The sequence below is a fragment of the Amycolatopsis sp. NPDC051372 genome (assembly GCF_040682095.1).
GTDB lineage: Bacteria > Actinomycetota > Actinomycetes > Mycobacteriales > Pseudonocardiaceae > Amycolatopsis.
Genome location: NZ_JBFBAF010000017.1, coordinates 195,036 through 207,506, shown reverse-complemented (window position 1 = coordinate 207,506; position 12,471 = coordinate 195,036). Strand labels below are relative to the sequence as shown.

General features: G+C 70.3%; 13 protein-coding genes. 9 read left to right on the top strand and 4 right to left on the bottom strand.

Annotated elements, in window-relative coordinates:
- Window positions 1–193 precede the first annotated feature (193 nt).
- Window positions 194–1,351, top strand: a complete 1,158-nt coding sequence (locus AB0M56_RS25980; RefSeq protein WP_364180033.1) for a M50 family metallopeptidase — start codon at window positions 194–196, stop codon at window positions 1,349–1,351.
- Window positions 1,352–1,432: 81 nt separating this feature from the next.
- Window positions 1,433–2,263, top strand: a complete 831-nt coding sequence (locus AB0M56_RS25975; RefSeq protein ID WP_364180202.1) for a tRNA (adenine-N1)-methyltransferase — start codon at window positions 1,433–1,435, stop codon at window positions 2,261–2,263.
- A 3-nt stretch (window positions 2,264–2,266) separates the two neighbouring features.
- Here the strand turns inward: AB0M56_RS25975 and AB0M56_RS25970 are convergent, their stop codons facing one another.
- Both AB0M56_RS25970 and AB0M56_RS25965 read right to left on the bottom strand, forming a co-directional pair.
- Window positions 2,267–2,719, bottom strand: a complete 453-nt coding sequence (locus tag AB0M56_RS25970) for a hypothetical protein (protein WP_364180035.1) — start codon at window positions 2,717–2,719, stop codon at window positions 2,267–2,269.
- Between the two features lie 10 nt (window positions 2,720–2,729).
- The gene (locus AB0M56_RS25965; RefSeq protein ID WP_364180037.1) at window positions 2,730–3,755 is read right to left on the bottom strand and encodes a hypothetical protein; all 1,026 of its coding nucleotides are present in this window, start codon (window positions 3,753–3,755) and stop codon (window positions 2,730–2,732) included.
- 349 nt (window positions 3,756–4,104) lie between these two features.
- On the opposite strand from AB0M56_RS25965, the gene arc reads away from it, so the two are divergent.
- Window positions 4,105–5,907 carry a proteasome ATPase gene (gene arc / locus AB0M56_RS25960; protein ID WP_364180039.1) on the top strand — a complete coding sequence of 601 codons (1,803 nt, stop codon included), beginning with the start codon at window positions 4,105–4,107 and terminating at the stop codon, window positions 5,905–5,907.
- A 21-nt stretch (window positions 5,908–5,928) separates the two neighbouring features.
- Here arc and AB0M56_RS25955 read toward each other — a convergent pair whose 3' ends face one another.
- Window positions 5,929–6,873, bottom strand: coding sequence for a DMT family transporter (locus tag AB0M56_RS25955; protein WP_364180041.1), 945 nt, complete (start codon window positions 6,871–6,873; stop codon window positions 5,929–5,931).
- A gap of 116 nt (window positions 6,874–6,989) precedes the next feature.
- Between AB0M56_RS25955 and AB0M56_RS25950 the strand changes: the two genes are divergently transcribed.
- The 3 genes from AB0M56_RS25950 (at window position 6,990) to AB0M56_RS25940 (ending at window position 9,048) form a co-directional block, all read left to right on the top strand.
- Window positions 6,990–7,331, top strand: coding sequence for a hypothetical protein (locus AB0M56_RS25950; RefSeq protein ID WP_364180043.1), 342 nt, complete (start codon window positions 6,990–6,992; stop codon window positions 7,329–7,331).
- Between the two features lie 90 nt (window positions 7,332–7,421).
- The gene (locus AB0M56_RS25945) at window positions 7,422–8,345 is read left to right on the top strand and encodes an aldo/keto reductase (protein WP_364180045.1); all 924 of its coding nucleotides are present in this window, start codon (window positions 7,422–7,424) and stop codon (window positions 8,343–8,345) included.
- Window positions 8,346–8,421: 76 nt separating this feature from the next.
- Window positions 8,422–9,048: a hypothetical protein gene (locus AB0M56_RS25940; RefSeq protein ID WP_364180047.1), complete on the top strand. Its 627-nt coding sequence runs from the start codon at window positions 8,422–8,424 to the stop codon at window positions 9,046–9,048.
- Here AB0M56_RS25940 and AB0M56_RS25935 read toward each other — a convergent pair.
- Window positions 9,039–9,551, bottom strand: coding sequence for an NUDIX domain-containing protein (locus AB0M56_RS25935; protein ID WP_364180049.1), 513 nt, complete (start codon window positions 9,549–9,551; stop codon window positions 9,039–9,041). The genes AB0M56_RS25940 and AB0M56_RS25935 overlap by 10 nt on opposite strands.
- Window positions 9,552–9,592: 41 nt before the next feature.
- Between AB0M56_RS25935 and dop the strand changes: the two genes are divergently transcribed.
- The 3 genes from dop to prcB all read left to right on the top strand — a co-directional run bounded on the left by dop (window position 9,593) and on the right by prcB (window position 12,464).
- Window positions 9,593–11,095 carry a depupylase/deamidase Dop gene (gene dop, locus AB0M56_RS25930; protein ID WP_364180051.1) on the top strand — a complete coding sequence of 501 codons (1,503 nt, stop codon included), beginning with the start codon at window positions 9,593–9,595 and terminating at the stop codon, window positions 11,093–11,095.
- A gap of 99 nt (window positions 11,096–11,194) precedes the next feature.
- Window positions 11,195–11,389, top strand: a complete 195-nt coding sequence (locus AB0M56_RS25925) for a ubiquitin-like protein Pup (protein WP_220240779.1) — start codon at window positions 11,195–11,197, stop codon at window positions 11,387–11,389.
- Between the two features lie 208 nt (window positions 11,390–11,597).
- Window positions 11,598–12,464 (top strand): proteasome subunit beta, encoded by an 867-nt coding sequence (prcB, locus tag AB0M56_RS25920; RefSeq protein ID WP_364048730.1) that lies wholly within the window; start codon window positions 11,598–11,600, stop codon window positions 12,462–12,464.
- The last annotated feature ends 7 nt before the right edge of the window (window positions 12,465–12,471 follow it).

The following is a 12,471-nucleotide window of genomic DNA, read 5'->3' as shown; positions in this document are numbered from 1 at the left end:
GGATTGGGGCGGTGCGATCGGCCCCCGGCCGATCCGACCGCCCCAATCCGGAAGCCGGCTCAAAGGCGATCTCGCACGCCCCTGCGAAGCCGGGCAGAAAACACAGCGATCTCGCCCGGCCCGGCGGAGCCAGGGCCAAGGACACGGACACAGGTCACTCCCTTCCCACACCTTGACCCCTACTCTTGCCCGCATGGCCGCGACCCGACAGCACGGTGCCGGGCCGTCCCGGCGCGCCACGCCCGGCGACGGCGGGCTGCTGCTGTTCCGGGTGGCCGGGGTGCCGGTGCTGCTGGCGCCGTCGTGGTGGATCGGGTCGCTGATCATCGTGGTGCTGTACGCGCCGCTGGTGGGGCGGCTGCTGCCGGACGCGTCGACGCCCACGTCGTGGCTGCTGGCGGCCGCGTTCGCGGTGCTGCTGGGGCTGTCGGTGCTCGCGCACGAGCTAGGGCACTGCCTCGTGGCGCTGCGGTTGGGGATTCCTGTGCGGCGGCTGCGGCTGTTTCTGCTCGGCGGGCTGTCCGAGGTGGCGCGAACGCCGCGCCGGCCCGGGCAGGAAGGGCTGGTGGCCGCGGCCGGGCCGGCGGTCTCGCTGGTGCTGGGCGGGTTCTGTGCCCTGCTGATGCTCGCTGTGCCGCCTGACGGTGCGGTGTGGCTGCTGGTCGCGGAGTGCGCCGTGGCGAACTTCGCGGTGGGCGTGTTCAACCTGCTTCCCGGGCTGCCGCTCGACGGCGGCCGCCTCGTGCGGGCCGGCGTCTGGGCCGCGACGGGGCTGCGCGCCAAGGGCACACGCGCCGCCGTGGCCGGGGGCGCGGTGGTCGCAACGGGCCTGATCGTGTGGGCGCTGTGGGGCCTGGCCACCCAGAGCGAGGACCGCTGGCTGCGGCTCGGCGTCTGCGTGGTCACGGCGTGGTTCGTGATCCTCGGCGCCCGTGCGGAGCTCGCGGCCGAAGCCCGGCGCAGCTGGCCCGACGGCCTCGAGCTGACCGAGCTGGTCCGCCCCGTTCTGCAGCTGCCCGCGGAAAGCCCGGTGTCCGACGCGCTGGCCGCCTCGGCCGGCCGCGGGGTCGTCCTGGTGCGCGCCGACGGGGTCGCCGCGGGGCTGCTCGACGAGCAGGCCGCCGAACAGCTGGCCGGGACCCACCCGCACGCCCCGGCGGAGCTCGCGGCCGAGCCGATCCGTGCCGAGACGGTACTGCTGGCCTCCGAACCGGGGGAGGAGATCGCCGAACGCGTGCGCGAAACCCCCGCGTGGCAGTTCCTCGTGGTCGACGACGAGGGCCGCCCCGCCGGCGTGCTGCGCCGCGAAGACCTCCGGGCTGCGTTCGTGCGCGGCCGCCACGCTCACTGAGAGTGCACCCGACCGGCGGCCCGCGCGGACGACCTGCGAGGATCTGACGCCAGCGTTTCGCGTGTGAGGTGGAGGAAGAAGTTGTCGGTCAGCGGACCGTTTCGCGCAGGAGACCGGGTTCAGTTGACGGACTCGAAGGGCCGGCACTACACCCTCACGCTCGCCGAGGGCGGGGAGTACCACACCCACCGCGGTGCGCTCGCGCACAACGAGCTGATCGGGCTCCCCGAGGGCTCCGTGGTGACCTCGGCCGGCGGCAGCAACTACCTCGCGCTGCGGCCCCTGCTGCCGGACTACGTGCTCTCCATGCCGCGCGGCGCCCAGGTTATCTACCCCAAGGACGCGTCGCAGATCGTGATGTGGGGCGACATCTTCCCGGGCGCGCGCGTCCTCGAAGCCGGTGCCGGCTCGGGCGCGCTGACGCTCTCGCTGCTGCGCGCCGTCGGCCCGGCCGGGCACGTGTCCTCCTACGAGATCCGCGACGACCACGCGGAGCACGCCGAGCGCAACGTCGTGAAGTTCTTCGGCGAGAAGCCGGACAACTGGACGCTCACCGTCGCCGACCTGGCCACGCACACCGGCGAGGTCGACCGGGTCGTGCTCGACATGCTCGCGCCGTGGGACCAGCTGCCGAACGTCGCCGCGCACCTCGTGCCGGGCGGCGTCCTCACGGTGTATGTGGCGACCGTCACACAGCTTTCCCGTGTGACGGAGTCGTTGCGGGAACAGCAGTGCTGGACCGAACCGGAGTCGTGGGAGACGCTGATGCGCCCGTGGCACGTCGTCGGCCTCGCGGTGCGGCCGGACCACCGGATGGTGGCGCACACGGCGTTCCTGCTCACCGCGCGCCGGCTGGCAGACGGCACGGTGTCCCCGCGCGTGTCGCGCCGGCCCGCGAAGGGCAAGGGCTGAGGCCTAGCCCGGCACACACCACCGGCCGCGTTCCCGGTGCATCGGGAACGGCGTGTCCTTGCGCCCGCCCGGGCCTTCCACGTGCACGGTGACGCCGGCCGAGTCCCCGGCCACGTTCGGCGGCCTCGCCAGGGTCACGGTGAGCGGTCCCGCCGCGTCCCACTTCGACTGCAGTTCGGCCAGTGCCTGGGAAGTCTGCGGTTCGCACGTGAGCCGGCCGAACTCCGTGGCGTCGCCGCGCTTGATGGCGTCGACGATGGCGTTGGCGAGCACGTTCGTCGCGGCGACGTCCGCGTCGCTCGCGGGCGAGGAAAACGAGGGGACGCTCGCCGGCTGGGAAGTCGCGGCAGGCGGTGGCGGTGAGGGCCCGGCCGGTGCGACCAGCACCAGGCCGAGCACCGCGCCGGCCACGAGAGCGCCGAGCACGACGAGCCCGGCGGTGAGTCTGCCACTCACCGCCGGGGTCTCACTGCTTGTCCGCCTGGGCGTCGACCAGGCACCAGACGCCGGCCTCGCGCTTCGAGGTCATCGTCCCGTTCGCCGTTCTCGCGCCCTGCGTGGCCTTGTACCGCACGGACGCAGTGTCGCCGTTCTCCTGTGCGGCGCCCGTGAGCTGGATCTGGGTGGTCGGGATGTCCACGGCGCCACCGTTGTAGAGGCTGCGGCAGGCCAGTCCGGCGAGGGCGGCACCGTCGCCGCTTGTGAAGTCGTCCGCGGCGGCCTGGAACAGCTCCTGCGCGCTTTGCTTCCCGCCGGGTGCGGGCGAGTTGCTGCCGGAGGCCGAACGCGTCGACGGGGTCGAACCGGTGCTCGTGCTGGGCCGGGTCGGCACGCCGGTGTTCGGCAGGCCCCCGCCCGGGCTGCTCACGGCCGGGGGCGCCGGCGGGGCTGCGGTGTCGGTTTTGTCCTTGTCGTCACCCGAAAGCCCGATGACGAGACCGATCGCGGCACCCACCACGACCACGACGCCGACGGCGATCCCGACGATCAGGCCGGTCTTCTTTTTCTTCGGAGGCTGCTCGTTGTAGCCGCCGAAGGACTGATAACCACCCGGTTGGCCGTACTGATCGCCGAAACCGCCCTGCTGCTGGCCCTCCGGCTGCCCGAACTGCTGCGTTCCGCCCTGCTGGTACGGATCTTGCTGCCCGTACTGCTGGGGCCCGCCGTGGGGCTGGTAGGGATCTTGCTGGCCGTACTGCGGTGGCTGGGAGTACGGATCTTGCTGCCCGAAGGGCGGGGGCTGCTGAGCCGGGTAGCCCGGCTGCTGCTGCGGACCGGACTGCGGGTACCCGCCCTGTGGGGGCCAGGTGCCCGGCTGCGGCTGCCCGCCGTAGGGCTGCCCGCCGGGGTAGCCGGGCTGCTGCTGAGGGCCGGACGGGGGCTGACCTGGGCCCTGCTGGGACTGTCCGTAGGGATTCGGCTGCTGCCCGTAACCTCCGTAGCCACCGCCCTGCTGGCCGTGACCACCGGGCTGCTGCGGCGGGTAGGTCATGTGTGGTGCCCCCTAGTGTTCCTTCGCGTGCCGACCTGGCCACCGGGTGAGGTGAACCCCGGGCGATGCTAGCCAGGCCACCCGGGATCCGTGCGCTCAGGCCGGAATCCGGCGAAACCAGGGTTGGCGGCGGCGGCCGAGGGTACCTGCACCGTGCTCGCTTTCGCCTGGTGAACACGGCGTGACGGCCTCCGGTGTCCGGGCACCGAATCGGCCGCTTGCGCATCCGTGACGACCGTGCTGAGCGGGTGCGGAAATCGCGACGCGCCGATCTTGTGATGCGGAAAGGCCTTTTATTGTCGGTGATCGCCGGTACCGTGGAATGAAAAGCACTCCGAGGAGGTGCCCGATGCATCATGACCTTCCCGGAGGTCGGCGCGAGGAGGCCGACCCTTCAGCAACAGGCGGAGCTGGGCAGACGGCGGAACAACAAGCCCGGCAGATCCGTTTTCTCGAGGAGGAAGTGGCGCTCTTGCGTCGCAAACTCACCGATTCGCCGCGGCAGAACCGAGTTCTCGAACAGCGCCTCGCCGAGGCGTCCGAACGGGTGAGCCAGCTCACCGAGCGCAACACGAAACTGGTCGAGACCCTGCGCGAGGCGCGTGGTCAGCTGCTCGCCCTCCGCGAAGAGGTCGACAGGCTGGCTCAGCCGCCGAGCGGCTACGGGGTCTTCGTCACCTCGTACGAGGACAACACGGTGGACGTCTTCACCGCGGGCCGCAAGATGCGGGTCTCGGTGTCGCCGGCCGTGGAGATCTCGTCGCTGCGCCGTGGTCAGGCGCTGCGTCTCAACGAGGCACTCACCGTCGTCGAAGGCGGCGATTTCGAGCGCACCGGCGAGGTGTGCGCACTGCGTGAGGTGCTCGCACCCGAGGACGAGGGCGGCGTGCCCCGTGCCCTCGTGGTGGGGCACGCGGACGAGGAGCGGGTCGTCCTGCTCTCCGAACCGCTGGCCGAGCAGCCGCTCAAGCCGGGCGACTCGCTGCTCGTGGACACGAAGGTCGGGTACGCGTACGAACGCGTGCCGAAGGCCGAGGTCGAGGACCTGGTGCTGGAGGAGGTGCCCGACGTCCGCTACGAGGACATCGGTGGCCTGAGCAGGCAGATCGAGCAGATCCGCGACGCGGTGGAGCTGCCGTTCCTGCACGCCGATCTCTACCAGGAATACCAGCTGCGGCCGCCGAAGGGTGTGCTGCTCTACGGGCCTCCGGGCTGCGGGAAGACGCTCATCGCCAAGGCGGTGGCCAACTCCCTGGCCAAGAAGGTCGCGCAGGCACGGGGCGACAAGGCGGACGGGAAGTCCTACTTCCTGAACATCAAAGGTCCCGAGCTGCTCAACAAGTTCGTCGGCGAGACCGAGCGGTCCATCCGCCTGATCTTCCAGCGGGCACGGGAGAAGGCCTCCGAGGGCACTCCTGTCATCGTGTTCTTCGACGAGATGGACTCCATCTTCCGCACCCGTGGTTCGGGCGTGTCCTCCGACGTGGAGACCACGATCGTGCCGCAGCTGCTGTCGGAGATCGACGGTGTGGAAGGGCTGGAGAACGTCATCGTCATCGGCGCCTCCAACCGTGAGGACATGATCGACCCGGCGATCCTGCGGCCGGGCCGGCTCGATGTGAAGATCAAGATCGAGCGTCCGGACGCCGAAGGCGCGAAGGACATCTTCTCCAAGTACCTGGCCGAAGGCCTGCCGATCCACGCCGACGACCTGGCGGAGTTCGGCGGGGACCAGAAGGCCACGTTCGACGCGATGATCCAGCACACGGTCGAGCGCATGTACGAGGAGAGCGACGAAAACCGGTTCCTCGAGGTGACCTACGCCAACGGGGACAAGGAAGTCCTGTACTTCCGCGACTTCAACTCGGGCGCGATGATCCAGAACATCGTGGACCGGGCGAAGAAATCGGCCATCAAGTCCGTGCTGGAGACGCAGCAGCCCGGCTTGCGTGTGCAGCACCTGCTGGACGCGATCGTCGACGAGTTCGCGGAGAACGAGGACCTGCCGAACACCACGAACCCGGACGACTGGGCCCGGATCTCGGGCAAGAAGGGCGAGCGGATCGTCTACATCCGCACGCTCGTCACCGGCAAGAACCAGGACTCGGGGCGGGCGATCGACACCGCCACGAACACGGGTCAGTACCTGTAGAAGTCGTTTCGAGACGTGGGGCTACCGGTTCGCCGGTGGCCCCACGCTTTCGTTCGCGCCTTGCACCTGCACCACACGGCGGCGCGGCGTGAGCTTGCCGTGCGATGCCAGGATTCCGAGGACCACCAGGACGGCGCCGGCGGGTTCGTTCCAGTGCACGGGCTCGTGCAGCACGAGGACGCCGAGCACCACCCCGACCACCGGTGTGAGGTAAGTCACCGACGAGGCGTGCGCCGCGCCCCAGGCCGCTACTACGCGTGTGTTCCACACGTACGCGATGCCCGTCCCGAGTACACCGAGGGCGAGCATGCTCACCACCACGGCCACGCTCAGGTGCATCGGCTGCGCCGCGATGAGCGGCGACAGCAGGGCCAGCAGCACGGTCGCCGACCCGACCTGTCCGAACGCGACCACCACCGGATCCGCGCCCCGCGGCGACACGAACCGGCGCAGGTACACAAAAGCCGCGCCGTAGCACGTCGTGGCGCCCAGACACGCCAGCTGGGCCGTGAGCTCGTGCGACAGGTCCACGCCCTGCCACACGCCGACGAGCGTCAGCACACCCGCGAACCCCAGCAGCAGCCCCGAGACGCGCGCGGCGGTGAGGCGCTCGGCCGGCAGGGCCGCCGCGGCGAACAGCATCGTCAGCAACGGCGTGGTCGCGTTGAAGATGCTGGCCAGCCCGGACGAGATGTACTGCTCGGCCCACGAGAACAGCAGGAACGGCGCGACGCACAACAGCACCGACACCACGGCGAGGTGACCCCACAGCGCGCGGTCGCGGGGGAGGGGCCGGCGGCGCACCACGAGGACCACCGCCAGGGCGAGCGCGCCGAACCCGACCCGCGCGAACGCCACCTGGGCAGGGGAGAGGCCCTCCAGCCCGACCTTGATGAAGAGAAAACTCGCGCCCCACACCACCGCCAGCGCGACAAACCGCGCACTGACGCCGAACCGCCCGCTCATGACCCTCCTGATCGCCGCCTGCTCGTGGTCAGTCAAGGGGTTCGCCACGCCGGGAGGCCAGCGCTTTTCGGCCATCTCGCTCAAGTCTGGTGTATAACGCCCTATACTTCCTGGCTGTGAGCACCGACGACACTCCGCGCCCGCGCGCCCCGATCACCGAAGCCGACGTCCTCACCTGGCTGGAGACGACCGCGGCCGCCGTCCAAGCGGGGGAGCTGAACGCCAACGACCTCATCGACCTGCTGGGGGAGCTGCGCCGCGCGTCCGCCGCCTGCGCCGACGCGTCAGACTGGGCTCTGCTCGCCGCCCGCGAGGAAGGCGCCAGCCTCCGCCAGATCGCCCCGGTCTTCGGCAAAGGCTACGTCCGAGCGCCCGCCGCCCGGCTGGAAAAACTCCACCGCCAAGCCCAGAACTCCGGACAATGGCTCGCCATCCTCCGGCACAAACAATCCGTATAACGACCTATACATCTGGCTGTTGGAGAAAAAATCCGTACCCGGCAATGCATTCGCGTCACCACACAAAACCCGCACAGACAAGGACACCGAATGGAGCGCATCGCGGTCGGGCTCGCCGCTCTCGGCCGGCCCGCGTACATCAACCTGGGCCGGGAGCTGCCGGGGACGCGGGACGTGCCGGCGATGCGTGCCGCGACCCACGAGGTGCTCGACGCGGCCTACGCGGCGGGCGTGCGCTGGGTCGACGTCGCGCGTTCCTACGGGCTGGCCGAGGACTTCCTCGCGAGCTGGCTCGCGGAGACCGGCCACACCGACGTGACGGTGTCGAGCAAGTGGGGCTACCGCTACGTCGGCGAGTGGCGGCTCGACGCGCCGGTGCACGAGGTCAAGGAGCACTCGGCGGCGCGGTTCGCCGAGCAGTGGGCCGAGACGCGGGCCCTGCTGGCCGACCAAGTGAGCCTGTACCAGGTGCATTCGCTCACTGTGGACAGTTCCTTGTTCTCCGACGCTGCGCTGATCGAAGCGCTGGCGGGATTGTCCGATCAGGGCGTCGAGGTCGGGTTCTCCACGTCCGGGCCGGCGCAGGCGGACGCTGTGCTGCGCGCGTTCGAGCTGGAAGCGGCGGGGCGGCCGGTGTTCTCGTCGGTGCAGTCCACTTGGAACGTCCTGGAGCCGTCGGTCGGCGGGGCGCTCGCCCAGGCGCGGGCGGCGGGGAAACGGGTGCTGGTCAAGGAGACGCTGGCCAACGGGCGGTTGGCCGTGGAGGCGCCCGCGCCGCTCGCGCGCATCGCCGCCGCGCACGGGGTGGGTCCGGACGCGGTCGCGGTGGCGGCGGTACTGGCGAACGACTGGGTTTCGGCGGCGCTGGTGGGTCCGTCGAGCACTGCGCAGCTGGCCGCGAACCTGGCGGCCACCCGGGTTTCGCTGACTGCGGACGAGGTGGCCGAGTTGGCGGCTCTGGCGGAGTCGCCGGAGGAGTACTGGCGGCACCGGTCCCACCTCGGGTGGGACTGAGGGGCTGCACTACCCTCGCTGCAGCGCGGGCCTGGCGGGTGGGCCGCGGTTCTCGGATCTTCCGGAGGGGCGGCAGGTGCGTCATCGGCAGGTGCTCGCGGTGGCGGCGGTCGCGCTCGTAGGGCTCACGTCCGCGTGCGGCAACCGGCCCAACGATCTCGAGACGTACTACGACGATCCGACGCCGGTGAACGACGCGACGTCGTCCGCGCCGGTGATTCCGCCGCCTGCCGCGCCGCCGAGTTCTCCCACGTCCGCCGCGCCCGATCCTCGGATTCTGGCCGCTGGGGCGGCTTCGACCGCGTTGCTGTCCGATGAGGACGTTGCGGAGGAGGGCGTGGCGCCCGGGCCGGGGAAGGCGTCGGGGTGCTTGTCGGGGTTGGCTCAGGGGGAGCGGCGGTCGGCGAGCTGGGTGTACCCGAGTGGTTCGGGGATCACGCACGAGGTCACGGCGTACGCGGGTGGGTCGGGTGCGGATGTGGTGGCCGCTGCGGATTGTGCCGGTCAGGTGCTGACGATCGCGCCGCAGCCGGGTGTTTCGCAGCAGCGGGCGTGGTGCGACGGGGCGACCTGCACGGTGCTGGTGGCGAAGGGTGAGCTGGTGTCGGCGTTGAGCGTCGCGGCGAGCACGCCGGCACGGGCGGCGGACGCGGCGAAGCGGTTGCTGCCGAAGGTCGTGGCGAAGCTGGTTGCTCAGCAGTAGCGGCGGAACCACTCCTGGACGCCTTCGCGGCCGTCGGGGATGAAGGGGCTTTCGGGGTCGTCGACCCAGGCGCGCAGTTCGGTCAGGGGGAGCCAGCGGCCTTCGACGATTTCTTCGGCCTGGTGGTGGATGGGGCCGTCCCAGCGGACTTCGTAGGCGAAGTTGTGGCAGTGGACGGTGCCGTTGTCGTAGATCTTGGTGAACAGGGGTTCCGGTTCCACTCCGTGGACGCCGAGTTCTTCGGCGAGCTCGCGGCGGGCGCAGTCGGCGGGGGTTTCGCCTGCGGCGACGACTCCGCCGGCCCAGCAGTCCCAGGTGGACGGGAAGATGTCCTTGTCCGCGGTGCGGAGGTGGACGTACACGGATTCGCCGTCGCCCGAACGGACGAGCACCACGCCGGCGGCGTGCCACAGTCCTTCGGCGCGGACGCGGGAGCGGGGGGCCTGGCCCACGACGTGGCCGGTGCGGTCATAGAGGGCAACGAGTTCGTCACTGCCTGGCATGGGGGCATCGTCGCACGGCCTTACCCCGTAGGGTGGTGGGTATGCGTCGGATCATGGGAACCGAAGTCGAGTACGGCATCGCCGTGCCCGGGGACGCCACGGCGAACCCGGTGCTCACCTCGACTCAGGTGGTGCTCGCCTACGCGGCGGCTGCTGACATTCCGCGGGCTCGCCGGGCCCGGTGGGACTACGAGGTGGAGTCGCCGTTGCGCGACGCGCGCGGGTTCGACTTGACGGGTCCGGGTGGGCCGGGGCACGACCCGGACGTGGAGGATCTGGGCGCCGCGAACGTCATTTTGACGAACGGTGCGCGCCTGTATGTGGACCACGCGCACCCGGAGTATTCGGCGCCTGAGGTCACGAACGCGCGGGACGCGGTGATCTGGGACAAGGCCGGCGAGCGGGTGATGGAGGAGGCGGCGCTGAAGGCGGCGTCCGTGCCGGGTCAGCCGCCGTTGCAGCTTTACAAGAACAACGTGGACGGCAAGGGTGCGAGCTACGGCACGCACGAGAACTATCTGTGTTCGCGGTCGACGCCGTTCACCGCGATCATCGCCGGGTTGACGCCGTTCTTCGTGTCGCGGCAGGTGGTGACGGGCTCGGGGCGGGTCGGGATCGGCCAGCAGAGCGAAGAGGCCGGTTTCCAGCTGTCGCAGCGGTCGGACTACATCGAGGTCGAGGTCGGCCTGGAGACGACGCTGAAGCGCGGGATCATCAACACGCGCGACGAGCCGCACGCGGACGCGGACAAGTACCGGCGGCTGCACGTCATCGTCGGTGACGCGAACCTGTCGGAGTATTCGACCTACCTGAAGGTGGGTACGACGGCGCTGATCCTGGATCTCATCGAGTCGGGGATCCGGTTCGACGAGTTGAAGCTGGACGAGCCGGTGCGGGCCGTGCACAAGATCAGTCACGACCCGACGTTGAAGACGAAGGTCGAGCTGGCGAACGGGAAGAAGTTCTCGGGGCTGGACATGCAGTTCGCCTACCACGAGATCGCGTCGGCGAACCTCGAGCGCACGGGTGCGGACGAGGCGTCGAAGGAGGTTCTGCGGGTCTGGGGCGAGGTGCTGGACGCGTTGGCTCGGGATCCGCAGGAGTGCGCGGACCGGCTGGACTGGCCGGCGAAGCTGCGGCTGCTGGAGGGGTATCGGGAGCGGGACCAGCTGGCGTGGGGTGCGCCGCGGTTGCGGCTGGTGGACTTGCAGTACTCGGACGTGCGGCTGGCGAAGGGCCTGTACAACCGGCTGGTCACGCGTGGGTCGATGAAGCGGCTGGTCACGGAGGAGGAGGTCCAGGCGGCGATCACGACTCCGCCGTCGGACACCCGGGCGTACTTCCGGGGGCGGGCTCTGGAGAAGTACGCGACGTCGATCGCGGCCGCGTCGTGGGATTCGGTCATCTTCGACGTGGGCAAGGAGTCGCTGGTGCGGATCCCGACGCTGGAGCCGCTGCGGGGCACGAAGGCGCACGTCGGGAAGCTGCTGGACGCGGCGGCGACGGCCGAGGAGCTGGTCGAGGCGATCACCGGTTCGGACTAGTCCGAACCGGCACGGGGCCGCGGATCGGGATCGCGGCGTTGCCCCGAATGTCGGGGCCGCTGGGTAGGCTAGGAATCATCGGCCACACCGGGAGGCGATATGGCGCAGGAGAAGATCGAGAAGCACGGCGGTGGAGACTCCGACGAGGAGTTCGAAGCCACCGGAGCGGCGGGCCAGGAGCGGCGCGAGAAGCTCGGCGAGGACGTCGACACGATCCTCGACGAGATCGACGACGTGCTGGAGGAGAACGCCGAGGACTTCGTTCGCGCCTACGTGCAGAAGGGCGGCGAGTAGTCGTTCGCGGCCGGTAGCCGCCCTCGGGTTTCCGGGGGCGGTTGTCGGTTGGCGTGCCGCTGCGCGACTTCGGCGGTGCGGGCGACATACTGCGCGGCGACGGATGGCGCGGCAGAGTTCGCCTCGCCACGGTTTCGGGTTGCGCAGCTTCGGCACGCGGCTTCAGCGTTGTTTCTTCAGCCGATACAGATGGGAACCAAGAGCACGTATGGACAACACCTTCCCTCGGGCGGGTTTTTCGGGACCCGGCCTGCCTGCTTCGTACTTCTCGCCGGCTTCGTCGTCGTTCGCGGACTTCGTGCGGGCGCAGGCGCCTGAGCTGTTGCCGGCGCGGCGGGTGCCGTCGTCCGGGGCGGGTGAGCTGGCGGTGCCGCACGGGACCACGATCGTGGCGCTGACGTTCGCCGGGGGTGTGCTGATCGCGGGTGACCGGCGGGCGACGTCGGGGAACCTGATCGCGAGCCGGGACATCGAGAAGGTGCACGTCACGGACGAGTACTCGGCGGTGGGGATCGCGGGTACCGCGGGCCTGGCCGTGGAGATGGTCCGGTTGTACGCGGTGGAGCTGGCGCACTACGAGAAGATCGAGGGTGTGTCGCTGTCGCTGGACGGCAAGACGAACAAGCTGGCCGGGATGGTGAAGGCCAACCTGGACATGGCGATGGCGGGCCTGGCCGTGGTGCCGCTGTTCGTGGGCTATGACTTGGAGGCCGAGGACGCGAAGCGCGCCGGCCGGATCATCTCGTACGACGCCGCCGGTGGGCGCTACGAGGAGAACGCCGGGTACGCGGGTGTCGGTTCGGGTTCGCTGTTCGCGAAGTCGGCGTTGAAGAAGCTGTACGACCCCGACGCGGATGTCGACGCCGCGGTGCGGGCGGCCGTGGAGGCGTTGTACGACGCCGCGGACGACGACACGGCGAGTGGTGGGCCGGACCTGGTGCGGCGCATCTTCCCGAGCGTTGTCACGATCACCGCCGAGACCGGTGCGGTGCAGCTGCCGTCGGAGCAGACGGCGGCGGTGGCGGAGGCCGTGGTGGCCGGCCGCGCCGAGCGCACGCACCACCGGCCGAGCTGATCACCGG